This is a genomic window from Trichocoleus sp. FACHB-90, assembly GCF_014695505.1.
Classification (GTDB): Bacteria; Cyanobacteriota; Cyanobacteriia; order Cyanobacteriales; family FACHB-T130; genus Funiculus; species Funiculus sociatus.
This window is the reverse complement of record NZ_JACJOK010000072.1, coordinates 1-24,748: the sequence shown is the minus strand read 5'-3', so window position 1 is coordinate 24,748 and position 24,748 is coordinate 1. Positions and strand designations below refer to the sequence as shown.

Genomic DNA, 24,748 nt, shown 5'->3' with positions numbered 1-24,748 from the left:
TTTTAGCATTGTGAAAAAATTATTTCAATTTTTCTTTAAATTTCAACTTTTCAACCGACCTAACTTAAAAAAATATGATGCTTTTGCACAACTCATTTAGGGCTGCTATAGTCATATCAAATCTCTGTGAAAGGCAAAAAAGAGGGTTTTACTTGCGATCGCTTGCGTGCTAAGCCTACAAATCTTTTCGATGAGAGAAAAGCAACTTTACCCGATGCTCCACTCTTCCAGCCTCCACGCCTAGTAGATGAAGAGTCGCTGGGAGATGTCCTTCAGATGCACTGATGGCAAAAGTGAGTTCATCGTACTTAACCCAGTTATTATTTACACGCCATCCCACGCGATCGCCTAAAGTTTTCTCGACTTCAAAATCGTTGTTTTTGGGAACCTGTATGCTATTCCATATCTGCTTTTGAACGCTAAACCCAAAGCGTCCGTTACTGTACTCTATCCATAGTCGGTTGATAATTCGGAGGTCTTGCCAAGGAAACCGCTGAATATCTCCGTCATCTAGAAAACACCAGCCTGGATTACCTCGATTCGATATCCGCCACATAATGGCAAGAGTTTCTTGATCTGCTTCTTTCCAGTTTCCTTCTTTCAATAGATTTCGTAGTTTGGTATAGTCTGTGCCTGAAGCAGAAGAAATAAGCGTTAGCTCATCTGACAATTTAGAAACGTGTGAGTTTATCTGTAATAGAGACTGATGAATTAACGTTTTTAAGTAGTCTTTGAAAAAGCTTTGCTGCTGTTCAATCTGCTGCAATTGAGATTGTAATTCAGATAATTGCTTCTTTATTTGGGATAAGTATTCAATACTCTGAGCATTATCTTCACTAGGTGAATTTGGCATAGGCTCCTTTAGATTCTGAAGCTGCTCTTTAAGAGCTTGTAGTTCTGTGTGAGCATCATCTGAGGTTTTTTGGGTTGTCGCAAGATGCTCTTTTGTCGTTTGTAGCTCTGCTTTTAGGTTTTCTAGTTCAACTTGAGAAGTCTGATTCTGTTTTAGGTTTTGTAGCTCCGCCTGAATCTCTTCGTGTGCGCGTCTTAGTTCTGCGATCGCTCTTTCGTAGTACCCCAGTGGCGTTTTCCAGTCATCAGCATCAGGTTTACTCATAAAAAACCTTGATAGATTTTATGTATCCTCTTTACCTGTGAAGAATTGCTGCGACTTTTCAGACTTTAGTAAAAGAGGATCGGTAGAATCATAAGTCTTGATTGTTCCGCGCCAAAACTCACAAAGTACGCCATATTTGAGCCAATCTTGAATAGCTATCCTCTTCAACTCTGGAGATTTTTTTACTAAAGCAGCCATCATCGCTGCATTGTGTTGAAGTTGTCCATAAATCTTCAGTACCTCGTCAATAGAACTTTTCTCATTCAACTTGCTCAATTCATAGCATTCACTTAGTTCATAAAGCTCAATGTCCGAAAGCCTAGCACCAGGCTTCAATCCTATTTTGAGCCTCTGCCTACATTTATCAAAAGGATTCGGCAAAGCATGAGCTAAATGCTTTTTTAACTCATTCCGAATCTGTTCAAGCTTTCCATCTATCGCTTCGTCTATTTTATCTACAAGCTGATTAGCGTCTTTAAATAACTTTTCTTCTAAAAAATTAATTTCTGTAAAAATTGCGGTAGTGCCTAAAGTCAAACCTTCCATGAACACCAAAGAAATTTGGTTGATTCGATTTTCTAAATAGGTGTCAGTTATTCCGATAGTTTCTCTTACATCTCTAAGTGCTGCTACTCGCACTTGATTAATGTTTTCTAAAGCATACTTTACTTTTTCATCAGTCTGGTTTAGTAGAGATTCGATATCACCTATCGTCTTAGTTTCTAATTCCTCAATTTCATTTTTTGCTTGTTTGATTCGGTTTTGAGCTATGTAATCAAGCTTGTCAGCTAAGGGATATAGTTTTTCATCAAACAATTCACTTATTTCTTTCCCAGCTGATTTCACGAAATCCTGCGAAACGTCTTTAGAAGCACGTTCTAATTTTTTAATAAAACCTCCAAAGATCCATCCCAGCATTTCTCACCATCCTTGCACCGCTAAGCTGGCAGCATTCATCAAAGTCTATCGCACTAGCTGCTTATGGTGTTTCCGTACAAATACTGAAAAACCCGGTTTCTACAAGAAACCGGGTTTTTAAAAACTCCATTAAATTATCCTGTCAACTAAAACGCGCCCAACAACTTGTAGATAATAGAGTTGATAATGCTGAGTGCAATTGAGCCTATCAACGCACTCCAAATTCCCCAACGCAAGCGAAATCCATGTACTAAATAAGCAGCTAAACCAAAGATAATCGCGTTGAGTACAAAGAGGAAAAGACCTAAAGTTAGGATGGTAATTGGCAAAGACAAGAAGAAAATAACTGGACGGACTAAAGCATTCAGAAGTCCAAAAACTGCTGCCGAAATGAGGGCTTTGGGAAAAGTGTCAATTTCAACGCCGATTGGCAATTTGGAAATGATAAACAAGCTAACAGCAGTGACTAGCCAAGCAACCAGAAGCGAAACAATATCCATCTTTTGTGTCTCCAGGGCGTAAATAACCTAGACATTAAAGCGGAACAGCATTACATCGCCTTCTTTGACAATATATTCTTTACCTTCACTGCGAACTAAGCCTTTTTCTTTCGCAGCATTCATCGAACCAGTTGCAACTAAATCTTGGTAGGCGACAGTCTCCGCCCGGATAAAACCGCGCTCAAAATCAGAGTGAATCACTCCTGCTGCTTGAGGCGCTGTCATTCCCGCTGTAATTGTCCAGGCGCGGCTTTCTTTGGGGCCAGTGGTAAAGTAGGTACGCAAGCCTAAAAGTTCGTAAGTGGCGCGAATTAGAGATTTCAATCCGCCTTCTTCAACGCCAAGAGATCCCAGAAATTCCGCTTTATCTTCTTCTGGTAATTCGACTAATTCCGCTTCCACTTGGGCAGAAACAATTACGACTTGGGCATTTTCTTGGGTCGCAATTTGCCGCACTTGCTCCACATATTCATTGCCAGTGGCTAAGTCATCCTCAGACACATTTGCAGCATAAATAATTGGTTTGCCTGTGAGCAATCCTAATCCTTTGAGCGCTTCAGCTTCTTCTTCATTTAATTCAGCCCGCCGCGCTGGTTTGCCCTGATTTAATAAAGCGCCCAATTTTTCTAAAGCAGCAAGCTCAATCTGTCCTTCTTTGCTGGTACGGGCAGCTTTGCGGGTGCGCTCAATTCGTCGCTCAACTTGGGATAAATCTGCTAAAGCTAACTCCAAATTGATGATGTCAATATCTCGCGCTGGGTCAACAGATCCGGCAACGTGGATAATGTCATCATTCTCGAAACAGCGCACCACATGAACTATGGCATCAACTTCTCGAATGTGGGATAAAAATTGATTACCCAGCCCTTCCCCCTGACTAGCGCCTTTCACTAAACCAGCAATATCGACAAATTCAACCCGCGTCGGTACAATTTGCACCGAGCTGGAAATATTAGCCAGGGCGTTTAACCTTTCATCTGGCACAGAAACGACACCGACATTGGGTTCGATGGTGCAAAAAGGGAAATTGGCAGCTTCTGCCTTGGCGTTGGCAACCAGGGCGTTGAATAAGGTTGATTTTCCGACGTTGGGAAGTCCGACAATTCCGGCTCTTAGCATTTTGAATTTAATTTGACGATTAGCAGGGTGGAGACTGGGTGAAATTTTTTCAGACAGGTTCAGGAATCGTTTGAGGAATTGTCCCTGGAACAGTCTGAGGAATCGGCGCTGGCACTGGTTCTGGTACTGGCCCTGGAACAGGCTGGGGGATGGGTGCTGGCACTGGTTCTGGGGCTGGGCCCGGTATGGGTTCTGGTACTGGCGACGGGCTAGGAATGGGATCGGGGATTGGCGAGGGGATGGGATTACCTGGTTGGGGAATGGGGTTAGGGATAGGATTAATCATGCGATCGCCTCCAATTACTGAACCCTCTTAAAATAGGTAAAAACTAATAACATCACATCCCCCTGAGTAACTACATTGACTGACACTCCTTATTAAATATTAATCAAACAGCATCCAAATTCAATACTTTAGCAGGTATCGACGCATCAACATTAGGGCTTGACGCTGGTTAAATTGTTAGCCAGAAAGGATATATCTTAAAGCCGCAGCCAACCAACTGCGGCAAAAACTCTCACATCGATTAACAAGAAAGTTAGCGCATGGATTTTGTACCAGGGTCTCAAATAACCACGCCATTAGTGGATGCCATTCAGGAGTGCGCTACTAAGCATCATGCTCCCTTTTATACGCCGGGACACAAGCGGGGACAAGGCATTTCCCAGCCCTTAGCAGATTTATTAGGTTCAGCCGTGTTTCCCGCAGATTTGGCAGAATTGCCAGAATTAGATAATTTGTTTGCTCCAGAAGGCGTTATCCAAAAAGCCCAAGAACTCGCGGCGGCGGCATTTGGCGCAGAACGTACCTGGTTTTTGGTGAATGGTTCCACTTGTGGGGTGATGGCAGCAATTTTAGCCACCTGTAACCCTGGGGACAAGATTATCCTGCCTCGGAATATCCATCAATCGGCTATCCACGGCTTAATCGTTTCGGGTGCGATCCCAATTTTCCTGAATCCAGAATACGACCCAGATTCCGATATCGCTCACAGTATCACCCCTGTGGCAGTTGCAGCCGCCTTGAAGCAGCATCCAGACGTTAAGGCGGTGATGATGGTTTATCCGACTTATTATGGCGCTTGCGGGGATGTGAAAGCGATCGCGCAAGTGTCCCATCAGCACGGTATCCCCCTATTGGTAGACGAAGCCCACGGCGCTCATTTTGCCTTTCACCCAGATTTGCCCCCCTCAGCCTTATCAGCCGGGGCAGATTTAAGCGTTCAATCGACTCACAAGGTACTGGGGGCGCTAACTCAAGCATCCATGCTGCACGTTCAGGGAAACTTAGTAGATAGCGATCGCGTAAGCATTGCCTTACAACTTTTGCAGTCTAGCAGCCCTAGCTATCTACTCCTAGCTTCCCTCGACGGGGCAAGGCAGCAAATGGCAATACACGGAAAACAGCTGATGGGGAGAACCTTGGAACTGGCTAATCAGGCAAGAACCAAAATTAGCAAAATTCCCGGATTATCTGTTCTAGAATCCTCAAATACCCCCGGTTTTGTTGCCTTAGATACAACGCGGTTGACTGTCAGCGTTTCTGGTTTAGGTGTGACTGGGTTTGAAGCTGATGAAATTCTCCATCACAAGCTAGGCGTTACCTCTGAGTTGGCATCCCTGCAACATCTGACCTTTATTCTCAGTTTGGGGAACACCCAGGCAGATATAGACGGTTTGGTGTGCGCCCTCCAAACTTTAGCCGAGAAACACCCACAAGCTACCTTTGCCAACCCCTATCTGGATGTATTCACCCGATGGAAAGCAGAATACCTGCAAATTCATCCCTCATCCTTTATCATTCATCCTTGCCTCTCCCCCCGCGAAGCCTTCTTCTCCCAAACAGAAACCCTTCCCCTAGAAAAGGCTGTAGAACGCATTAGTGCAGAGATAATCTGCCCGTATCCCCCTGGAATTCCCGTTTTGATGCCTGGAGAAGCGATCGCCCCCGCAGCTTTGGACTACCTGCAACAAATTGTTACTTTAGGTGGAAGCATTACAGGTTGTACCGATTCCAGTCTCAAAACACTAAAGGTTGTGCGAAAGTAGAGACGTTGAATGCAACATCTCGAAAGGTGTCTCTGAATTGTTCCTATGCCCTCTCCAATCTGGCCTTATGTTACTCCTGGTATTCCCGATGACCTGTTCGAGAGGTTGCCAGGGATACCCCTGAGTAAACGAGAGGTGCGGTTGCTTTTGTTATCCCTCCTCAGACTTAAACAAGATTCTGTGTTGTGGGATATTGGTGCAGGCACCGGAACGATCCCAGTGGAAACTGGTTTGCTGTGTCCTAAAGGTAAAATTGTGGCGATAGAAAGAGATGAGGACGTGGCGAATTTAATTCGCCGCAACTGCGATCGCTTCGGAGTCCACAATGTGGAAATTATCGAAGGTAGCGCCCCAGAGTGCCTAAAAAATTTACCTGTTCCACCCCACCGGGTTTGCATTGAAGGCGGACAACCGATCAAAGACATCTTGAAAGTAGTCTGGCAATACTTGCAACCCGAAGGCAGAGTCGTTGCCACAGCTGCTAATCTAGAAAGTCTCTATGCCATCTCCGAAGGTTTCGCAGAGTTACAAGCCCGGAATATCGAGGTAGTTCAGTCGGCTGTTAACCGTCTGGAAACGCGAGGGGTTCATCAAACCTTTGCCGCAGTCGATCCGATTTTTATTCTCAGCGGGGAAAAGTTGGATTGAAGATTTTCAGGCGACTAATGGCAATATTCAAAGGCGAGTTAGGACTGAAGAATTATCGTTAAGATCCATACCAGAAGGGATTGAATTTTTAGTCAGAACAAAGCGATCGCTTTCACAAAGATGAATAAGGGTGAGAATTGCCAGCACCAATCGCCCAAATCCGCTGCGGATAGGCTAAAGTGTGCAAAAGTAATTCTTAATCTTATTAAATTTCTATTAACCTCCTCGCTGGGGTCAAGAGAGAACGCACCTTATGCCTTGGTCTCGAATTTTTAGTGGAATAGTAGCGATCGCCTTGGCCCTCTCCATGCTGATCTTTGGAGGATGGTTCTTTACAGCTGGTCTGTGTATCATCATTTATCTCGGTCAGTTAGAGTATTTTCAGTTAACGCGAGCCAAAGGCATTGCCCCAGCCGCCAAAACCACATTGGTAGTAAGTCAGGTTTTGTTACTCACAGCCGCACTCGCGCCGGATCTGACAGATGCCATGTTTTCCCTAGCAGGAACCTTAATTTGTTTTTACCTGCTATTTCAGCCCAAACTTGCCACAATTGCCGATATTTCCGCCTCAATTTTAGGTTTATTCTACGGCGGCTACCTGCCCAGCTACTGGGTGCGGCTGCGCGTTGGACTCGCCCCCGCGATCGCCAACGCCGAACCCTTCAATGGCTCCCTGAGTGCTGATTGGCATCAAATCAGCAGTCTTCCCCTAGGCTTGACAGCAACGCTATTGGCATTTGGCTGTATTTGGGCAGCTGATATTGGTGCTTACATCTTCGGCAAGTTCTTTGGTCGCACCCGCCTCTCCGACATTAGCCCGAAAAAAACTGTCGAAGGTGCTGTTTTTGGAGTAATCGGCAGCGTAGCAGTGGCGGTAGCTGGGGCTTGGTATCTTGAGTGGCCCGTTTGGCAGCTAAGTGGTTTCGCCTTGGGTCTGCTGATTGGTATTGCCAGTCTACTAGGAGACTTAACTGAGTCGATGATGAAGCGAGATGCTGGCGTAAAGGACTCCGGGCAACTAATTCCCGGTCACGGCGGCATTTTAGATCGGGCTGATAGTTACGTTTTTACCGCGCCTTTGGTTTACTATTTCGTCACCCTGTTGTTACCTGTGTTGGAGAAGTAGGGGACTGGGGACTGGGGGCTGGGGGCTAGGGACTAGGGACTAGGGGCTGGGTAAGATTCTTGCCAATCCCCAATCCCCAATCCCCAATCCCCAATCCCCAATCCCCAATTAAGGAATTACAGTAATGCCACCGCGACAAACCAGCCGACCTTGACTCAAAGTTAATTCCTGAATATCGACTTCTTTGCCCAATTCTATTTTGAATCCTTCCTCAGCTTGCACCAATTTTTCCTGGATCTCGATACTAGGGTTAACCAGTAACAGTTCATGGGGGCTGGCTAACTGGAGATCGGTACGAAGCACGAAAGGCTTGGTGTAATTAGTAGCGTCTGTAAGGGTACCACTGAGAGTCAGACACTCAGGCTCAATAGTAATTTGTTGCCAATTGATTTGCTGGTCTTCTAAGATATCAGCTGGGTGCATATGAAAAGCCGCCAAGAGCAGAGTCCCCAGTAAATCATTTAAAGCCGTGGCTAATAAGGGTGCATCGAGAGAGGCTTTGAGGTCTGCTTCTTCTAACAAAAGTTCACCGGAAACTGGGATTGGTTCGAGAAGGCGCAAGGGCTTTCCTTTGAGAACTTGACCCAGGTTGATGCGAATGTTTTCTCCGACTAGGTGAATTTGAGACAGATGCAGCCCTTGATAGATGGCACGGCTGGCAGAGATCGCTACTTTGGGAATATAACCAGAGAGGATTTGGCGATCGCCCCCGGAAATTTTGACGCTCAGATCACCAATCGCAGATACTTGCGATCGCAACCACACCCGGCAAGCCGGGGACAACACAGAGCTAATAATCCGGCTTTGCTGCTTAGTAATCAATGGCATTCTTCCTGTAATATTTGTACATAGTATAGCCAGTGGTCGATTTTAGATTGAAGAAAAGGCGATTTATTCTAAATCCCAGATCCAAAATCCAAAATAGTCTACCGGGGCATCGCCTCGGCTGGCCTTACCCTAAACCCTTACCCAGTCAGTGCATAAATCTTACCTATGGCCGAAAGGCTACAAAAAATTCTTTCCCAAAGGGGTATTGCCTCACGCCGCCAAGCAGAGAAAATGATTGTTGAAGGGCGCGTGCGGCTTAATGGTACTGTGGTTCATCTGGGGCAAACAGCGAATCCAGAACAAGACCGCATCGAAGTAGATGGCATTATAGTTCCCCCCAGTCGTCCTGGGATGCTGTATTTTCTACTTTACAAACCCGCCGGGGTCGTTTCTACTTGCCGCGATCCCCAAAATCGCCGCACCGTTCTCGATTTATTGCCTCTGCACCTGCGAGAAGGTAAAGGTCTACACCCTGTAGGACGCTTAGATGCTGACTCTACAGGAGCATTGCTGCTCACCAATGACGGTGAAATGACGCTGCGTTTGACCCATCCTCGCTATCACCTGCCGAAAACATATCAGGTTTGGATTCAGGGTCATCCTCCAGAGAGCGTACTTGACAACTGGCGTCAGGGTGTTATTCTGTCTGGGCAAAAGACTTTACCTGCACCTGTTCGGGTACTGGAAAAGCGGGATTCTCAAACCCTGCTGGAAGTCGTTCTGACAGAGGGGAGAAACCGCCAGATTAGACGTATTGCCGAGCAACTAGGCTATCCTGTCATCCATCTCCATCGCATCGCGATAGGTCCGATTCATTTAGAACGGAAAGGAAAGTCAATGTTCCCTGGTACTTATCGTCTTTTAGAAGATTTTGAAATTACTTTTCTCAAAAACCAAGTCAACTTAACATCAATAGAAGTGCCAGCAGACATCAAGGAGCGCCGTGTATGAAGGAGAATCCACTCAATGTTCAGCAGCAACAAGTCGAGAAGCTGAAAGAGCTTGGGTCTCACCTCCGCCAGTTCCGCCAGGAGCAGTCGCTTTCCCTAGAGGAGGTTGGGGAAAAGACCCGGATTCAGGTTCGTCTGCTGAGGGCAATTGAAGAAAGTCATTGGGCAATATTGCCAGAGCCTGTCTATATTAAGGGGTTTATCAAGCGGTATGCTGAGGCGCTGGGAATGAACGGTGCCGAATTTTCCCGCGACTTCCCCACAGGGCCTGTTTTCCAGTTCATTAAGCCTACCTGGCAGCGTTTGCCATCAGCTCAACTGCGACCAATTCATCTTTACTTGCTGTATGTGTTTCTGGTAATTGGCGCAGTGAATGGCTTGTCCTACTTCGTAAATCGTTCTGCCTTAGAAGTGAGTAGTAATAGCGAATCTTTGCGGCGTTCAATAGAGCAGCAGGAAGGAGTTGACAAAGTAGTCCAGATAAATTCGCCAGAACAAAAGTCTGGGCCGCTGATCCCCGCTGTCTTGAGCAGTTCCAGTCAAAACGGTAAGCCAGTACGTGTTGGTGTTACCGTGAAATCCGATTCTTGGATTCGGGTGGTAGTGGATGGCAAGACGCAGTTTGAAGGAACTCTCCCCCAAGGCACTCAGCGTACTTGGGTTGCGGAGGAAAAATTAATTGTCAGAGCAGGAAATGCGGGTGCTGTCCTCATCGCTGTTAACGATGAAAAGGCAAAGAAACTGGGAGATCCCGGTAAAGTTCGGGAAGTAACCTTTGCCGCCAATTCCAAGTCTTGAGATTTGGAGATTTGAGTTTAGTTTATTTAAAACTCAAATCTCCAAAGCCAGACCAACTCGTGCTTAACAAAACTCGTCAATCTTTAATGGGGGCGCGACCAAAAAGTTCAGTAAGCGATTTCAAGCGATCGCTTACTTCATTATTCACCGCCTCTGACCGATACCGCCACCCCCAATTTCCCTCAGCTTTACTGGGAAAATTCATTCTGGCATCGTTGCCCAATCCCAAAATATCCTGAAAGGGAAGAATCGCCTGATTTGCCACAGAACTCATCGCTAGCCGGATAAAATCCCAGTGGATACCTTCGGGACTAATGCAACCTAAATAACGCAGCACCCTCTCCCTTTCATAATCTGACAATTGATAGAACCAACCCACCGTAGTGTCATTGTCGTGGGTGCCAGTATAAACTAAGCAGTTGCGCGGATAGTTAAACGGCAAAAAGCCATTGCCTGCATCGGAACCAAAGGCAAACTGCAAAATTTTCATCCCCGGAAATTCAAATTTGTCTCGCAGCGCCTCTACCTCTGGTGTAATTACACCCAAATCCTCAGCAAGAATGGGTAGCTTGCCTAACTTCTCATTGAGAACTTCAAAGAAAACATCTCCAGGCGCTTCAATCCACTCCCCATTCAGGGCAGTTTCTTCACCCGCCTTCACTGCCCAATAAGCTTGAAACCCCCGGAAGTGGTCAATCCGAATGATGTCCACATAATCCAATAACGACTCAAAGCGCTGCACCCACCATTTAAAGTTTTGCTTCTCCAATTGCTCCCAGTTATAGACTGGGTTGCCCCACAACTGACCTGTCGCGCTGAAGTAATCCGGCGGGACACCTGCCATTAGCGCCGCTTCCCCCGTTTCTTCATCCAAACAAAAGATTTCTGAATGCGACCAAACATCGGCGCTATCGTGAGCTACATAAATCGGGATATCGCCAATAATATCAATACCGCGCAGGTTGGCATAGTTCTTCAGTTCAGACCACTGGCGGAAAAACTCAAACTGCAAGTATTTGTGGTAAAAAATCTCATTGTTTAGCCGCTGCCGCCACTGCTCCAAAGCTTCAGGTTGGCGTTTGGCAATTTCCGGCTCCCAAGTATACCAGCTAGATTGCTCGTGTGCCTCCCGAAGCGCCATAAATAAAGCGTAGTCATCGAGCCAATTAGCCTTAGTCTCGCAAAAACCCGCAAATTCCCTTTGCTGAAGCGGGGAAGCTTTGGCTTTAAAGTTTTCGCAGGCTTTGGCAAGCAAAGGCATCTTGATGGCGATCGCTTTTTCAAAATCTACATTATCCAGGGGAAATTCTGGTAATCCGGCAAAGTCGTCGTCAGTTAGTAAACCAGCGTCGCGCAGCTTTTCTGGACTAATCAGCAGCGGATTTCCCGCCAACGCTGAATAGCACATATATGGAGAATTACCATATCCAGTTGGGCCTAGTGGTAAAACCTGCCAAAATTGCTGGTAACTCTCCACCAAAAAATCTATAAAACGATAAGCTTCTAAGCCTAAATCGCCAATGCCAAATCGACTGGGAAAGGAGGTGGGGTGCAGCAAAATGCCACTTGATCTGGGAAACGGCATAAATAACCTGATGGAGAGTACGCAAACGTTTTGACATTATCACGGTAGGTCAGCGTTTGAAACCCATCCGTAGGCAGGATTACAGATAAATACTTTACGGGATGGGCAATTTTTTTTCCTAGTGCCTTGACTTACCCTAGGGGTATCCCGCCTGTCATCATCAAACAGGTGCAAAATGTAGGCAATTCATTTTTGGGGCAAAATATCAACATGACTCACCGCAACCCTTCTCCTACTGTCGATATCATTATTGAGCTGGTTGACCGACCGCATCGCCCGATTATATTGATTTTGCGCCAAAATCCTCCTTATGGTTGGGCAATTCCGGGCGGCTTTATTGATTACGGAGAATCTGCTGAAGCGGCGGCGCGGCGAGAAGCGTCAGAAGAGATTTCCTTAAAGGTGGAGTTAGTTGAACAATTCCAGGTGTATTCCGATCCCAATCGCGATCCGCGTCAGCACACGATGAGCGTTGTGTTTATTGCTACGGCGACGGGGGAACCTAAAGCGGCTGATGATGCTAAGGCGGTGGGGATTTTTGAATCTTGGCGGATTCCCACCGAACTTTGTTTCGATCACGACAAAATTCTGCGCGAATATTGGCGTTATCGCCATTATGGAATACGACCGAGTTTGTCTTAGTGCCACCCGACCCCAAACCGCGGACGGGGTAAAAAGACGAACAGACGGATTTGGTAGAGTATGCCGCTCGAAAATCCGAATCTGGGGATGCAACCCCAGACGTGTTTTGCTGTAACGTTAAACTTTAAGCAGAAGGAATATGTTCTAAATTGGCCCCTAGTAGGTATGCAACTCCACCCCACATCAGACCTCGCCGCTACCCTATTGAGGAGGCGATCGCGATTAGCTGAGCTAATTGATTTTCCGGTAATTCTCTGGTCTGGGCGCAGTAGTTCCCGCAATTATCCGGCAAATACTTTCCCGTTTCGCGCCAGCAGTCATTTTCTCTATTTTGCTGGGCTACCCCTGGAAAATGCCGCAATTCGTCTGGAAGCCGGAAAATTAGAACTTTTCATGGATGATGCTTCGCCAGATAGCGCCCTCTGGCATGGGGAAGTGCCTAAACGTGAGGAAATCGCTAAAGCTATAGGGGCAGATGGAGTTTTCGCGATCGCACAATTGAAGTCACGCTCGACTGGTGCTGCTACTATCTCTGTGCAGGATGCTGCTACCCAACAAGCACAATCTCATTTACTTAACCGCGCATTAGCACCAGCAAAATCATCTCAGGGGATTGATCTTGAGTTGGCACGAGCAATTATCAAACTGCGGCTGAATCACGACGCTGGCGCAATTTCCGAGTTGCGAGAGGCTGCTGCTGTGACTGTGGAAGCTCACAAAGCTGGGATGATGGCTACACCCAAAGCCAAAATTGAGGCAGGGGTGCGGGCGGCGATGGAGGCTGCGATCATCTCCCACAATATGACCTGCGCTTACCGCAGTATTGTCACTGTTCACGGGGAAGTTCTACACAATGAGCAGTATCACCACTCGCTGCAACCAGGAGATTTGCTGCTGGCGGATGTTGGTGCTGAGACATCAATGGGTTGGGCTGCTGATGTGACCCGCACTTGGCCTGTTTCTGGTAAGTTTTCTTCTACCCAAAAAGATATTTACAATGTGGTGCTGGCGGCTCACGATGCTTGCATTGCCAAGATTCGCCCAGGTGTAGAGTATCTGGATATTCATCTACTTGCTGCAACTTTAATTGCCCAAGGTTTGGTGGATTTGGGCATTTTACGAGGTAAGGCTGAAGATTTGGTGGAAATGGATGCTCACGCGCTGTTTTTCCCCCACGGAATCGGTCATCTGGTGGGTTTGGATGTCCACGATATGGAAGATTTGGGGGATTTGGCGGGGTATGAGGAGCAAAGAGTTAGAAGCGATCGCTTTGGCTTGGGCTATCTGCGTCTAAATCGCCCCTTGAGTGCTGGAATGTTAGTCACAATAGAGCCGGGATTCTATCAAGTTCCGGCAATTTTGAACAATATAGAAATGCGTTCAAAATATCAAGATGTGGTGGATTGGGATCGCCTTTCTCAGTTTGCTGACGTGCGGGGAATTCGCATTGAAGATGATGTTTTAGTTACCGAATCAGGCAGCGAAGTCTTAACAGCAGCTTTGCCGACTAATGTAGATACAATTGAGGAGCTAGTTAAACAAGAATCACGCTCAGGGGCGGAGAGGCGGCAGCAAATAAATGTAATTTCCAATAATAGTATTCCTGCTTTTATTAAGCGTTGTCGCTCAGTTTTTGAAGAAGTCCGCCCCCAATTGATTAAAGATTATGCTGGCTGGTTTGTTGCTATTGAATCAGATAGCGGCGAATATTTTCTGGATGAAGATCATAAACTCGCCAAACAAAAGGCACTGGCGAAATATCCGGATGGGATGATTTGCACTTTACAACTGGTTGAAGGCGTTTAAGAGTTGGAAAGTTGTTAAAACCTGACAAGGTTCTAACAACTTTCCGTAACAATGGACAACTTTACTCAAGTTTAGATTTATGAAGATTAGATGCTGTTGACAGCTTAGGAGTGCGATCGCGATCGCCATAAATTTCATATTTATTTTAAGGTAACAACGGCTTTTGTGCTGGTAATATTGCCCTAATCACACAAAATTTGTAAATGACTGAGCAACCTCCTTCATTGCCACCAGGGTGTATTATTCGACCAGCCCGTGAAAGGGAAAAATGGTTAATTCAGAAATTATTACTTCAATTCACCACATCTGAAGCATTAGCTTTTGACTTAAGAATTATACTTTTAAATTTGCTGATTCTGCTTTTGCTTGGTTTCTTTTTTATTATAAATATAAAGCTATGGATTATACTTAAATACTTTATTTTAATCAAGTTTATTTTAGAAGCAACAATCATTTTTCTTTTTATTTCCCTAGTTGTATTAACCTTTGGGATTATTTTGTTTTTGCTATCCATTTTTACCTACGCTTTAGTAAATTGGTCGCGTTTCTGGGTAATTGAATGCAATGGAACCTTAGTAGCCTGTGGGGAATTACACTGCTCCACTACAAACTCAGTGCTTTATTACCTGTTTGTTACACCAGTCTGGCGCAGTCAGCAATTAGGTTCTTGTTTAGTGAAACGTCTTGTTCAGGAAGCTGTCCAACCCCTTTATTTAGTATGTAAACCTAAATTGGTGCAATTTTATTCCCAACTCGGCTTCGTAATAGTTCCTTGGCATGAGTTATCATCGCCGCTTCAGGCAAGTTTTAACATTTTCAAAATCGACAGCAAGCTGGCTGGAATTTCTTGGACGGTCATGCGGTATCAAAGTTAGAAATAGAATAATTGTCGTAGCGTGTCTATACCAAAATAGAGGTTAAAAAAGCTGGAATCGCTTTATTTCCCCGAAACGGCTTCAGAATCAACATAATATTTTAGGTTAAATGCGCTAAATACCCTGCCAGCATACGGTTTTTGCAAATATAGCAGTTGTGTATATAACACTGTAGGGACAATGCCCTGTCCCTACGAATATTTATATTGCACGCAATTGGGGGCGATAAATTCTGGCCCCTCTCGTACTCTTCTGTAGGGGCTTTTCCCTTTCCGGAATCGGAAAGGGGGTTAAATTCTTGTGTTTAATTCAAATTGGTAGTCTAAATTGGCTTCAGTTGTAGTATAAGTTACGGTCGCCTTTAACACAAAACCTTTCTCTAGGCATATTCAATACCTCTCCCTTAGGAAACTCAAATGATTAGGGAATACAGTCTAAAGTGAAATCAACTATGTAGGGAGTTTAATTATGAAAGCAGGGCAAAAATTCGCCTTGATTATCGGCATTTTCTTTTTTCTTTGTGGTGTAATGGGATTTATTCCAGCGTTTGTGAAAGAGCCTACAGTTACACCTGATATGGCTAACCTTGGATTCACAACTGGATACGGTTACTTACTGGGATTATTTCCTATCAATGTCTTACACAATATTGTTCATCTAACCGTGGGAATTCTGGGAATTCTTGCATCCATCTCGTTAGACAGTTCTCGCCTCTATAGTGGACTCCTCGGAATATTCTATGGGCTGCTAACTGTAATGGGGCTTATTCCTGCTACCCAGTCAACATTGGGCTTAATCCCAATCTTTGGCAACGATGTCTGGCTTCATGCAGTCACCGCAGCGATCGCAATCTACTTCGGTTTCCTTGTTAAACCAGATTTATTGGAGATAAGTACGGGACAGCCGACCAATACTCCTGGCCAGGGCTAAAAAAGAGTAGCGTTTAAATGTAGCCTATCGATTGTCTAATCAGATTGAGTTTAACGGGACGCGATCGCTGATTGCCTTACAGAAAACCAGTATGCCTTTAACTCAGGCGAAGTATTCTGGTTCTCTGTAAGCTTCAAATGTAATTACTTAAAGTGTTTTAATTCTGTTGTTGATAACAAATTGCGTTCTAATGCAAGATTATAAATATCAATAAATTCTGCTGGTAGAAATTAACTATTGCCAGGACTTATTGATTAACGATATGAATTTGGCTTAACTATTTAGCTTTCAACCAACATATTTGTCGCACTTTCCTTGGTATTACCTGGAGTTAAACAAACTAAGCCTAGAGCAGGCTTAGTTTGTTTAACGGCGACTTTAATTGTCAGGCGTTTTTACCTTTTTCCTTACGGAGCCTCAATTGGAATCAAAGCATTTTCCGGCAAATAACTAGAGAACTGTTCGCCATCAGCCAGAACCATTATCAGCCGCAGCGGATAATCTGGTTCTATTTGCAAATCTGCCCAAGGAACTGCCACCTCTAAGCACTTATCAAAAGCGACTTGAGCGCGGCTAAAACGAGGATGCCACTGATGATTTTCCCCAGCTTCCTGAAACTCAATTGATTGAGTCAGCAAGTTAATTCCTAAATGATGGTGAAACAGATAGTTTAAAGGCGCTTCATCCGGCATATTCGCTAGAGGAATCGGACTGTTGTGCATCGTCCGGTTGTGGTAGTACCACAGCAAATGTAATTTCGAGGGAAAACCTTTACCCGGTTGAAGACCTGCTTGGAAGTCCAACCGTAAATAGAAGTTGAGGTGGTCTACCCCATACCAGAGACGCTGAACCGCGCTGCTCTTGTGCATCGTACCCCGCGATCCGCCGACTTCGATGCGACCTGCGCGATCCCAGTCTTGTTCGTCAGCGAGTCCATTGATGATCGGATGAATAAACCCTTGTGGTCGATGGTCGCCTTGCGCTTCGTGGACTTCCACGGGTTGGCGCACGTTAGGCGGTACTGGCTCATTCAAAGCTTGGTAGATTGCACACAAATGTTCGCGGAACAACTGGTCGAACATGGCATCTTGGTTGGAGGAATGACCTTCGCCAAACCACCAGAACCAGTCGGAACCTTCTGCGGCATATAGCGCTTCCCAAACTTCGGGATTGTTTTCCTCGGTTGCTTCTGGATGCTTAGCTAAGACTTCTCGCGCCGCCTCTAGCAAATCCCAGGCGCGATTTTTGGCTGGGTCGCCTATCCAGGTTGTGAAGCTACCATCTACCCAAGAGCCACTGTGCAGCTGTTGGGCGGGGATGGTTTCTGTGGCGGGGAACTGGTCTAGGTATTCGGAAACTGTTACCAGTTTCAGTTCTTCGTGCTGGGAGAGGGTTTGATAAAGAGCTTCTAGGAAGGGTTTGCCGTCTAGGTAGTAGTGTTCCCAGCAATTTTCGCCATCGAGGGCGATGGTGACAAGCCTTGGCTGTTCCAGGGCTGTACCGCCTCCAGGCTGACGGTGTTTGAGACTTCGCGCGATCGCTTCCAAATGTCCCACTAAGTCAGCAGCAGCGCGGCGTGGTTCCATCGCCCCGTAGGTGAAGCCGATCAAATCTGATAATCTGTGATCCCGAAATACGATCGACAAATCACCGGACTCAGTTTGTAGGCGATAAGGTTGATACAGTAACTCCGGTTCATACACATTCCCCGCACCGTCGCGATGGAAAAATTGCTTCAGCGACCAACCGAGTACAGCTTCATCGGAACATATCCAATTAAAGCCCTGCTTGGCAATGTAGGGCAAAATATCTGGACTGACCGACTGTTCTGAAGGCCATAAACCGCGAGGTTCCTGTCCAAATCTGTCTATATACATATCCCAGGATTTTTGTAAATGCCTGGGAATATCTTCCGCCCACTGAAACCGCTGCTTGGGCAAGGTCATATTAGGCACCGCCACCCGTCCGGAGTTGGTATCGCTCAGTAAGGGTAAAATTGGGTGAGTGTAGGGCGTGGTTGTTACTTCCAGTTGCCCAGCTTCCTGCATCTTTTTGTGTTGAGGGATGATGCGGCTCAAGATTTCGCGCTGTTTGGAGTAAATACGCTGGCGATCGCCTAAACTAAAATTTCTTCCCTGCTTTAACCAACCTTCAATGTCTGGATCATCCCAAAACAGGGGATCAATCCACGCCAAATTATGCCAAGCCAGCAAATCGCTGTAATCTGACAAATTCCAATTTTCCCAACACCAATTTTGCCCCTTTTCCTGACGTTGATGGTAAAGCTCTCCGTAACGGGGATGAGGGTCAATCAGAGTGTGGTGATTGGCATCAAAAAAATGTTCAATAATAAATCTTTTTTGTTCTTCACTCAGTTCTTCCTCTGGTGTCAAAGATGCTGCCAAGTAAGGATCTATTGCAGTGCCTGCAACATAATCTTCTATCTGCAAAATCAATGAGGGAACGAGATTCACAGTTTGATGCAACTTGGGATAACGTTCCAAGAGCAGCACTAAATCCAGATAATCTTTCGTACCATGCAGACGCACCCAAGGCAGACGATACTGTTGAACTGTGCGACTTTTGTATAACGGCTGATGCTGATGCCAGATGAAAGCGATGTATAGGGGATGAGGCATAGATATAGGTAATGGGTAATGAGTAATAGGTAATGGGAGTTTTTTCTCCCAATTACCTATTACCTATTACCTATCACCTTTTACATGATTTGCTCAACTTCGGCAATTTCTGGGATAAATTCGCGCAAGCGGCGCTCAATACCCATTCTCAGGGTCATGGTAGAGCTGGGGCAAGAGCCACAAGCTCCCTGAAGCCGCAGTTTAACAACTGGCCCGTCGATGTCTACCAGTTCTACGTTACCGCCGTCAGAAATCAAGTAAGGGCGCAGTTCATCTAAAACTTGTTCGACGTTTTCCGGAGTTAGTGCCAGTGTTTGTGTCATGGTCTGTTTACCTTATGGAATCTGAGAGTGCGATCGCAACTATCTCGATCCTAGTCTACACACGGATAAAAAACCGATGACAGCGATTCAAGTAGGGTGAGGATTGTTACCCTTGTCAAGAGCGATCGCCACCATCTCATAAACTACACTGCAAGGATAATCAAATCGCCCATAGCAGAAAAACTCCTTGGTTGACACCTTGACAGGGCTAGGTAGGAAATGCCGACCATTAAAGCATTTGGTGGGCATTTCCTCCCCTACTAAACTGCTACTGGTTCAAGCAACTTAATATTAGAGTAGTTGAACTCGGTGGTAGTTTTCTGACCTTGCTCATTCGAGTGAACTACCTGCTTGGTCATCACATAGTAATCACCAATTTTATCGAAAGTATCCTCAAATTGCAGTTCCTTGGTCGTTTCACCTGTCTGAGGGTTGCGGAAGACGACATCGTAGCGAGAGGATACGTAACCTTCTGATGTATCTAAGCTTTCCTTGGTGTCAATTGTAAAAGCCATCCGACCCATCACCCGACTCACCTGACAAATTTCGGTGCCTCGGATTTTGTAGTTAGACCCCATCGCATCGCCTTTAACTAGAATTTCCTTAGCGCCAGTGGAGTCGGTTTCGCCAAGGTTAAACTCGTTTTTGCCGTGAGCTTTTTCAAAATCTCCCCGTTTGCGGTGGGTGACAATATCTCTGAGCTGAGTATAGACGCTCTCTTGCACCGTTTCGTCTTCGATGCCAGTGACTTCTACGCTCAAATCGCGGTTGATGCGAATTTTGCCTTTGTAGACTTCATCACCTTGCTTGAGTTCTACATCGGCGCTGTATCCGGGAAAGTTGGCATCCCAAGTGTAGCGGTTTTCGTAGGCAGCCCGAAATAAGTCGCGAGCGTTTGCTGCAATCATAGAACCTTGATTAAGTTAACTTCTTTTCTAGTTTAGAAACCTTTGCAGGGTATTGGGTGTCATTAACTCATTCCCTGGCTAGAGCCTCAACCATCAGAACTGGAGGCAGAGCAAGTAAGCAAGAATGGGATTTTCAGTCTTAAGTTGACACTTAAGCATCTTGCCTGCCCTACAAGATAAAAAATTTACCTACATTAACAAATCCAGCGAACCTGTCTGAGGCGTGGAAATCATTACGGGTTCTTGATACAGGGGTACTGTGAATGTGACTGTTGAACCGAGTCCTTCGCCCATGCTGTAGAAGTTTACGACCCCACCCATTGCTTCTACAAGCCTTTGGGAAATTGCCAGTCCTAGACCAGTTCCGCCATACTGTCGCGTGCGGGAGCCATCTACCTGAGAGAAAGATTGAAACAGTTTATCTTGCTTGTCGAGGGAAACGCCAATCCCGGTATCAGCCACTTGGACTTTTACCAAGCCGGGAAATTCCTGTCCGGCAAATTTGATTTTCTTTTTGCTCACCTCAGCACTGACTGTAACCCCGCCTTCGTGAGTAAATTTGATGGCGTTCCCAATCAGATTTAACATCACTTGCAGGAGACGCTGATAGTTACCGTACAGGATAACTTCATCATGGGTGGGGGGCATTTGAATACATAAACTCAGGTTCTTCATCTGCGCCTGATTTCGCGTAAATTCCTCAACATCGCCAAATAACTCTTCCAGCTTTACCTGTCCGAGTTCCAGCTCCATTTTGCCTGCTTCTATTTTGGCAACATCAAGGATGTCGTTGATCAGGTTGAGTAAATGGAGGGCGGAACGATAGGCATCTTGGATAAACTCTAGTTGCTCTTCAGGCTCGTCTACTGTACCGTCTAGAATCAGCTTCAGGGAGCCGATCATACCGTTGAGGGGAGTGCGGAGTTCGTGAGAGGTGTTTGCCAGAAATTCTGATTTAAGGCGGCTTGCTTCTTCTGCTTGTTCGCTTGCTTGCTCTAATTCTTTATAGAGTTTGGCGTGAGCGATCGCTGTCCCTACCTGATCTGCCAGCTCTCTGACTAACTCTACCTCTGCTTCGCTCCATCTGCGCGTGCGATCGCACTGTTGAATGCTTAGCAGTCCGTTTGGCTGGTTTTGATAGCTTGTGGAAACCACTAATACCGACTGATATCCAAAGCTATTGGCTCCCGCCTGTTCCACTACCACGGGTTCGCCTTTCGCTTCCAGCCCTTGTTTCAGGTATGGGTCTTCGGCTAGCGGTAAATACTGTCCCAGCAGCGATCGCACTGACTCCTGGCAATACTCCGCCACCACCTGCACTTTTGGGCTACAACTTTCGTAGTTGCATATCATGCAGCGGCTGACGTTCAATCCTTCTCCCAGCCCCTTGACCGTTTGCTGCCAAATCGTATCTAGATCCAGCGTGCGACGGATATTTCTGGCGATCTGGCTTAATAGCTTTTGGTACTGGTCTGTACTTAACAAAGTTGACTCGAAAGTTAGCAGTGGAACATTAACAGGAGCCACCATCAGAATATACCTGCTAAATTGCAAACTGAGAATAGGCAATATTTACCAGTCGTCATGTGATAGATGCTTTTGTCGAAAAACTTAAAACTTCCGCCCCTGAGTCTACATTATCAGTCGTTCCATTCGCCTCTCGGAGGCACGGGCGGATTTCGCTCTAGGGTGCGGGTCAGTTCGTCATCGCGATCGCGTTCTCCCCTCAGCCACTGTCTTATGGCTGTCTCAATCACCTTACTTGGGTCATTTGTTAGGTGCTTTATTTGATCTACCAATTCCGAATCCAGGTGTATCGCAACTTCCACCTTTTCCCCTGACCCTTTAGAATAAACGGACCGCTCGTTCATAAGCTTTTGCAGCATCTATATTTATGATGAGATTTTTGTTTTAGCAATTCTCCAGGTGAGAGACACTAAACCGCTTTTCCATGCTAACTGGTGTTTTGCCAACTCAGGAAAGTCAAATCCAGCTTTTATCCACGTATGAAACAAAATTTTGCAATTCCTCCCCTTTCCCTGAGCTATAAGCTCTGGCGACTGGATCGCTAAAAAAATAGCAGGCTGAGGCTTTTGTCCTGAAGTCTTGACATCTTAACAATTATCGGTGAGTTTGAGGGATGTACCCAAAACCTTGTTTTTTAAGTATGGGGATGAAACTACACCAGCCACATATATTTATTAAAGCCTAAAGCGTAGCAACATTTTAAATAAGTGTATAAGTTTTATTTTATAATCTATAGCATAAATGCCTAAAGCTAGTAATGTTGGCTAGAAAGCTGAAATTTGCTGCTCTGAACAAAGTCAAGACAGATATATTGCTCCAGATGGAAGTGGAAAATACTCGCTTTGCCAACCGTTTGTTCTAATTCTCATGCAGAGAAGAGAAATTCCCACAGCGAAAGTGTCAACTACTTGCAATCTGCACTCAGCAGCTAAACTATTCGCCCTACCATCTTTGCCACAAACAGAAATACTTGCTTGATAAAAAAGTAGGGAGTAGGTATTGGTCATTCCCTACTTTTAAAGGAATAAACCTCATACCTATCGAAAAATGCTTTCTTCACGCTTCACCAATGTTCGATTTGGTTTTAGCTCAAAAGCAGAGAAAGGGTGAACCTATTGCCAACAGTTCAGATACCCGACTTCCCTAAGAAGTCGGGTATCTCTCCTTCACGGGTAGCGGTAACTCCATGAATATTAGCTGTCCTAGCCACACTGAAGGCTAGATGGGATAATCCCCCGTATTATATGGGTGGGGAGTGTCAAAATTTGTGTAAAAATACTCCAAATTCACAAGGGCTTGTCTCTAACCCGGCGTAGGATATCTTATGCCAAGATCGCAAGCTGGGTGTCGGACACATTAGAATATGTGAAGTCTGCTGAATCTCGATTGCCGTTCTCGATGTGCCTTTTTCTTTGGCTATGACCTCAGTACCTGTTTCTCGCATTCGTAATTTCTCCATCATCGCCCACATTGACCACGGTAAATCCACCCTGGCGGATCGCCTCTTGCAATCCACAGGTACTGTAGAAGATCGGCAGATGAAGGAACAGTTCCTAGACAATATGGATTTAGAACGGGAGCGCGGCATTACCATTAAGCTGCAAGCTGCCCGGATGAACTATACTGCCAAAGACGGTGAGGAGTACGTTCTAAATTTAATTGATACTCCCGGTCACGTAGATTTCTCCTACGAGGTATCGCGCAGTCTCGCCGCTTGCGAAGGCGCACTTTTAGTAGTGGATGCGTCCCAAGGTGTGGAAGCGCAAACTCTCGCCAACGTCTATCTTGCTCTTGAGAATAACCTGGAAATTATACCAGTTTTAAATAAGATTGATTTGCCAGGAGCCGAGCCAGATAGGGTAAAGGGAGAAATTGAAGAAATTATTGGGCTAGATTGCAGTGGTGCAATTCTTGCTTCTGCTAAAGAGGGGATTGGGATTGACGAGATTCTGGAGTCTATCGTTCACCTGGTACCGCCCCCGCAAGATACAGTTTCAGAACGATTGCGGGCGTTGATTTTTGATAGCTACTACGACAGCTACCGGGGTGTAATTGTATACTTCCGGGTGATGGATGGTACGGTAAAAAAAGGCGATCGCATCCGCCTGATGGCCAGCGGAACAGAATACGAAATTGACGAATTAGGTGTCCTTTGCCCCACCCAAAAGCAGGTAAATGAACTACACGCCGGAGAAGTGGGCTACCTAGCAGCAGCGATTAAAGCTGTCGAAGATGCCAGAGTCGGAGACACCATTACCTTAGCCAAGGCCCAAGCAGCCGAACCTTTACCTGGTTACACCGAAGCAAAACCAATGGTCTTCTGTGGTATGTTTCCCACAGATGCCGACCAATACCCCGACTTGCGAGAGGCTTTAGAAAAGCTAAAGTTAAATGATGCTGCCCTGCACTACGAACCAGAAACATCGAGTGCGATGGGATTCGGCTTCCGCTGCGGCTTCTTGGGCTTGCTGCACATGGAGATTGTCCAAGAGCGGTTAGAGCGAGAATATGACCTGGATTTAATTATCACCGCTCCTTCCGTAGTCTATCGGGTAATCACCAACAAAGGTGAAGAACTCTACATCGATAATCCCAGCCACCTACCACCGCCGAACGAGCGCGAAAAAATCGAAGAACCTTATGTCAAGGTAGACATGATTACACCAGAAACCTATGTAGGTACGCTGATGGAGTTGTGTCAAAATCGGCGCGGTATTTTCAAAGACATGAAGTATTTAACTCAGGGGCGAACTACGGTGACATATGAGTTACCCCTGGCGGAAGTAGTGACGGACTTTTTCGATCAGATGAAGTCCAGAACGCGGGGCTATGCCAGTATGGAATATCACCTGATTGGCTATCAGGAAAATCCCCTGGTTAAGTTGGATATCATGATCAACGGAGATCCGGTTGATGCCTTGGCGATGATTGTCCACCGTGACAAAGCCTATGGCGTGGGACGAGCTTTAACAGAAAAGTTAAAGGAACTAATTCCCCGGCATCAATTCAAGATACCTCTTCAAGCTTCGATAGGCAGTAAAGTCATCGCCAGCGAACAAATCCCAGCTTTGAGAAAAGATGTTCTTGCCAAGTGCTACGGCGGTGACATCTCGCGGAAGAAAAAATTGTTGCAAAAGCAAGCTAAGGGTAAAAAGCGCATGAAGTCAATAGGTACAGTTGATGTACCGCAATCAGCCTTCATGGCAGTGTTGCGCCTCGACCAAGAATAACCTTTGGGTTATTGAGATTCGGGAGCATCTGGGATTTGCCAATTTCCCACATTAGTCTCGATGCTGCACAAACTCAGACTACCTACATAGGCTCAAAACCCATAAACTGCTTTTTTTCTAGAACCGCAAAGTTTGCTAGAGAAGTAGTTTCTCAAGATTTGCTAAGAAAACTTCAGGATTTCGACGAAATCGTTGTTGTTCAATGCGATTGAGTTGATGTTGGCGTAAAT

Annotated in this window: 22 protein-coding genes and 2 pseudogenes; 10 read left to right on the top strand and 14 right to left on the bottom strand. The window is 45.7% G+C overall.

The features are described from left to right. Positions 1–175 precede the first annotated feature (175 nt). From H6F74_RS21205 to H6F74_RS21185, 5 genes are all read right to left on the bottom strand, one after another. Complete coding sequence (locus tag H6F74_RS21205) at positions 176–1,117, bottom strand: GUN4 domain-containing protein (RefSeq protein WP_190444170.1); 942 nt, start codon at positions 1,115–1,117, stop codon at positions 176–178. An 18-nt stretch (positions 1,118–1,135) separates the two neighbouring features. Further along, positions 1,136–2,035, bottom strand: coding sequence for a hypothetical protein (locus H6F74_RS21200; RefSeq protein WP_190444169.1), 900 nt, complete (start codon positions 2,033–2,035; stop codon positions 1,136–1,138). Between the two features lie 146 nt (positions 2,036–2,181). Next, positions 2,182–2,535, bottom strand: a complete 354-nt coding sequence (locus H6F74_RS21195) for a phage holin family protein (protein WP_190444168.1) — start codon at positions 2,533–2,535, stop codon at positions 2,182–2,184. A 27-nt stretch (positions 2,536–2,562) separates the two neighbouring features. Then, a complete protein-coding gene (gene ychF / locus H6F74_RS21190; protein WP_190444167.1) occupies positions 2,563–3,654 on the bottom strand; it encodes a redox-regulated ATPase YchF in 1,092 nt (363 codons plus the stop codon). A 49-nt stretch (positions 3,655–3,703) separates the two neighbouring features. Next, positions 3,704–3,940, bottom strand: coding sequence for a hypothetical protein (locus H6F74_RS21185; RefSeq protein ID WP_190444166.1), 237 nt, complete (start codon positions 3,938–3,940; stop codon positions 3,704–3,706). A 260-nt stretch (positions 3,941–4,200) separates the two neighbouring features. Here H6F74_RS21185 and H6F74_RS21180 point away from each other — a divergent pair, with 260 nt between their 5' ends. The 3 genes from H6F74_RS21180 to H6F74_RS21170 all read left to right on the top strand — a co-directional run bounded on the left by H6F74_RS21180 (position 4,201) and on the right by H6F74_RS21170 (position 7,477). Then, a complete protein-coding gene (locus tag H6F74_RS21180; protein WP_190444165.1) occupies positions 4,201–5,703 on the top strand; it encodes an aminotransferase class I/II-fold pyridoxal phosphate-dependent enzyme in 1,503 nt (500 codons plus the stop codon). A 45-nt stretch (positions 5,704–5,748) separates the two neighbouring features. Next, a complete protein-coding gene (gene cbiT / locus H6F74_RS21175; protein WP_190444164.1) occupies positions 5,749–6,351 on the top strand; it encodes a precorrin-6Y C5,15-methyltransferase subunit CbiT in 603 nt (200 codons plus the stop codon). 253 nt (positions 6,352–6,604) lie between these two features. Continuing rightward, complete coding sequence (locus H6F74_RS21170; RefSeq protein WP_190444163.1) at positions 6,605–7,477, top strand: phosphatidate cytidylyltransferase; 873 nt, start codon at positions 6,605–6,607, stop codon at positions 7,475–7,477. A gap of 108 nt (positions 7,478–7,585) precedes the next feature. Here the strand turns inward: H6F74_RS21170 and H6F74_RS21165 are convergent, their stop codons facing one another. Continuing rightward, positions 7,586–8,305 (bottom strand): DUF2993 domain-containing protein, encoded by a 720-nt coding sequence (locus tag H6F74_RS21165; protein WP_190444162.1) that lies wholly within the window; start codon positions 8,303–8,305, stop codon positions 7,586–7,588. 165 nt (positions 8,306–8,470) lie between these two features. Here H6F74_RS21165 and H6F74_RS21160 point away from each other — a divergent pair, with 165 nt between their 5' ends. Together H6F74_RS21160 and H6F74_RS21155 are read left to right on the top strand one after the other, a co-directional pair. After that, positions 8,471–9,256: a pseudouridine synthase gene (locus tag H6F74_RS21160; RefSeq protein ID WP_190444161.1), complete on the top strand. Its 786-nt coding sequence runs from the start codon at positions 8,471–8,473 to the stop codon at positions 9,254–9,256. Next, positions 9,253–10,053, top strand: coding sequence for a RodZ domain-containing protein (locus tag H6F74_RS21155; RefSeq protein WP_190444160.1), 801 nt, complete (start codon positions 9,253–9,255; stop codon positions 10,051–10,053). Before H6F74_RS21160 ends, H6F74_RS21155 begins: the two co-directional genes overlap by 4 nt. 76 nt (positions 10,054–10,129) lie before the next feature. Here the strand turns inward: H6F74_RS21155 and malQ are convergent, their stop codons facing one another. Beyond that, positions 10,130–11,638 carry a 4-alpha-glucanotransferase gene (gene malQ / locus H6F74_RS21150; RefSeq protein WP_190444159.1) on the bottom strand — a complete coding sequence of 503 codons (1,509 nt, stop codon included), beginning with the start codon at positions 11,636–11,638 and terminating at the stop codon, positions 10,130–10,132. Between the two features lie 210 nt (positions 11,639–11,848). Between malQ and H6F74_RS21145 the strand changes: the two genes are divergently transcribed. The 4 genes and pseudogenes from H6F74_RS21145 to H6F74_RS21130 all read left to right on the top strand — a co-directional run bounded on the left by H6F74_RS21145 (position 11,849) and on the right by H6F74_RS21130 (position 15,891). Continuing rightward, positions 11,849–12,280 carry an NUDIX hydrolase gene (locus H6F74_RS21145; protein ID WP_190444172.1) on the top strand — a complete coding sequence of 144 codons (432 nt, stop codon included), beginning with the start codon at positions 11,849–11,851 and terminating at the stop codon, positions 12,278–12,280. A gap of 165 nt (positions 12,281–12,445) precedes the next feature. Then, positions 12,446–13,816 (top strand): annotated as a pseudogene (locus H6F74_RS21140) (aminopeptidase P family protein); the annotation flags it as partial. Between the two features lie 473 nt (positions 13,817–14,289). Beyond that, on the top strand, positions 14,290–14,961 hold the full coding sequence (locus tag H6F74_RS21135; RefSeq protein ID WP_190444158.1) for a GNAT family N-acetyltransferase: 672 nt from the start codon (positions 14,290–14,292) through the stop codon (positions 14,959–14,961). A 468-nt stretch (positions 14,962–15,429) separates the two neighbouring features. Continuing rightward, positions 15,430–15,891: a DUF4383 domain-containing protein gene (locus tag H6F74_RS21130; protein WP_190444157.1), complete on the top strand. Its 462-nt coding sequence runs from the start codon at positions 15,430–15,432 to the stop codon at positions 15,889–15,891. A 407-nt stretch (positions 15,892–16,298) separates the two neighbouring features. Here H6F74_RS21130 and H6F74_RS21125 read toward each other — a convergent pair whose 3' ends face one another. The 7 genes and pseudogenes from H6F74_RS21125 to H6F74_RS29680 form a co-directional block, all read right to left on the bottom strand. After that, positions 16,299–18,530 (bottom strand): glycoside hydrolase, encoded by a 2,232-nt coding sequence (locus tag H6F74_RS21125; RefSeq protein ID WP_190444156.1) that lies wholly within the window; start codon positions 18,528–18,530, stop codon positions 16,299–16,301. A gap of 80 nt (positions 18,531–18,610) precedes the next feature. Then, on the bottom strand, positions 18,611–18,853 hold the full coding sequence (locus H6F74_RS21120) for a NifU family protein (RefSeq protein ID WP_190424801.1): 243 nt from the start codon (positions 18,851–18,853) through the stop codon (positions 18,611–18,613). Positions 18,854–18,940: 87 nt separating this feature from the next. Next, positions 18,941–19,102, bottom strand: coding sequence for a hypothetical protein (locus tag H6F74_RS21115; protein WP_190444155.1), 162 nt, complete (start codon positions 19,100–19,102; stop codon positions 18,941–18,943). A gap of 11 nt (positions 19,103–19,113) precedes the next feature. After that, a complete protein-coding gene (locus H6F74_RS21110) occupies positions 19,114–19,761 on the bottom strand; it encodes a DUF3386 domain-containing protein (RefSeq protein ID WP_190424795.1) in 648 nt (215 codons plus the stop codon). 189 nt (positions 19,762–19,950) lie between these two features. Beyond that, positions 19,951–21,243, bottom strand: a pseudogene (locus tag H6F74_RS21105) (ATP-binding protein); the annotation flags it as partial. A 158-nt stretch (positions 21,244–21,401) separates the two neighbouring features. After that, the gene (locus H6F74_RS21100) at positions 21,402–21,632 is read right to left on the bottom strand and encodes a type II toxin-antitoxin system CcdA family antitoxin (RefSeq protein ID WP_190444154.1); all 231 of its coding nucleotides are present in this window, start codon (positions 21,630–21,632) and stop codon (positions 21,402–21,404) included. A 453-nt stretch (positions 21,633–22,085) separates the two neighbouring features. Then, positions 22,086–22,295 (bottom strand): hypothetical protein, encoded by a 210-nt coding sequence (locus H6F74_RS29680; RefSeq protein WP_206756336.1) that lies wholly within the window; start codon positions 22,293–22,295, stop codon positions 22,086–22,088. A gap of 411 nt (positions 22,296–22,706) precedes the next feature. Here H6F74_RS29680 and lepA point away from each other — a divergent pair, with 411 nt between their 5' ends. After that, positions 22,707–24,518 (top strand): translation elongation factor 4, encoded by a 1,812-nt coding sequence (lepA, locus tag H6F74_RS21095; protein WP_190444153.1) that lies wholly within the window; start codon positions 22,707–22,709, stop codon positions 24,516–24,518. Positions 24,519–24,748 lie beyond the last annotated feature (230 nt).

Bases quoted from the DNA above. Each gene is read 5' to 3' on its own strand.
- H6F74_RS21115 (WP_190444155.1), bottom strand. From the start codon at position 19,102: ATGCCCACCAAATGCTTTAATGGTCGGCATTTCCTACCTAGCCCTGTC.
- H6F74_RS21100 (WP_190444154.1), bottom strand. From the start codon at position 21,632: ATGAACGAGCGGTCCGTTTATTCTAAAGGGTCAGGGGAAAAGGTGGAA.
- lepA (WP_190444153.1), top strand. From the start codon at position 22,707: ATGACCTCAGTACCTGTTTCTCGCATTCGTAATTTCTCCATCATCGCC.
- H6F74_RS21125 (WP_190444156.1), bottom strand. From the start codon at position 18,530: ATGCCTCATCCCCTATACATCGCTTTCATCTGGCATCAGCATCAGCCG.
- H6F74_RS21170 (WP_190444163.1), top strand. From the start codon at position 6,605: ATGCCTTGGTCTCGAATTTTTAGTGGAATAGTAGCGATCGCCTTGGCC.
- H6F74_RS21165 (WP_190444162.1), bottom strand. From the start codon at position 8,305: ATGCCATTGATTACTAAGCAGCAAAGCCGGATTATTAGCTCTGTGTTG.
- ychF (WP_190444167.1), bottom strand. From the start codon at position 3,654: ATGCTAAGAGCCGGAATTGTCGGACTTCCCAACGTCGGAAAATCAACC.
- H6F74_RS21205 (WP_190444170.1), bottom strand. From the start codon at position 1,117: ATGAGTAAACCTGATGCTGATGACTGGAAAACGCCACTGGGGTACTAC.
- H6F74_RS21185 (WP_190444166.1), bottom strand. From the start codon at position 3,940: ATGATTAATCCTATCCCTAACCCCATTCCCCAACCAGGTAATCCCATC.
- H6F74_RS21180 (WP_190444165.1), top strand. From the start codon at position 4,201: ATGGATTTTGTACCAGGGTCTCAAATAACCACGCCATTAGTGGATGCC.
- H6F74_RS21110 (WP_190424795.1), bottom strand. From the start codon at position 19,761: ATGATTGCAGCAAACGCTCGCGACTTATTTCGGGCTGCCTACGAAAAC.
- H6F74_RS21195 (WP_190444168.1), bottom strand. From the start codon at position 2,535: ATGGATATTGTTTCGCTTCTGGTTGCTTGGCTAGTCACTGCTGTTAGC.
- H6F74_RS21160 (WP_190444161.1), top strand. From the start codon at position 8,471: ATGGCCGAAAGGCTACAAAAAATTCTTTCCCAAAGGGGTATTGCCTCA.
- H6F74_RS21145 (WP_190444172.1), top strand. From the start codon at position 11,849: ATGACTCACCGCAACCCTTCTCCTACTGTCGATATCATTATTGAGCTG.
- cbiT (WP_190444164.1), top strand. From the start codon at position 5,749: ATGCCCTCTCCAATCTGGCCTTATGTTACTCCTGGTATTCCCGATGAC.
- H6F74_RS21120 (WP_190424801.1), bottom strand. From the start codon at position 18,853: ATGACACAAACACTGGCACTAACTCCGGAAAACGTCGAACAAGTTTTA.
- H6F74_RS29680 (WP_206756336.1), bottom strand. From the start codon at position 22,295: ATGACCAATACCTACTCCCTACTTTTTTATCAAGCAAGTATTTCTGTT.
- malQ (WP_190444159.1), bottom strand. From the start codon at position 11,638: ATGCCGTTTCCCAGATCAAGTGGCATTTTGCTGCACCCCACCTCCTTT.
- H6F74_RS21135 (WP_190444158.1), top strand. From the start codon at position 14,290: ATGACTGAGCAACCTCCTTCATTGCCACCAGGGTGTATTATTCGACCA.
- H6F74_RS21130 (WP_190444157.1), top strand. From the start codon at position 15,430: ATGAAAGCAGGGCAAAAATTCGCCTTGATTATCGGCATTTTCTTTTTT.
- H6F74_RS21155 (WP_190444160.1), top strand. From the start codon at position 9,253: ATGAAGGAGAATCCACTCAATGTTCAGCAGCAACAAGTCGAGAAGCTG.
- H6F74_RS21200 (WP_190444169.1), bottom strand. From the start codon at position 2,035: ATGCTGGGATGGATCTTTGGAGGTTTTATTAAAAAATTAGAACGTGCT.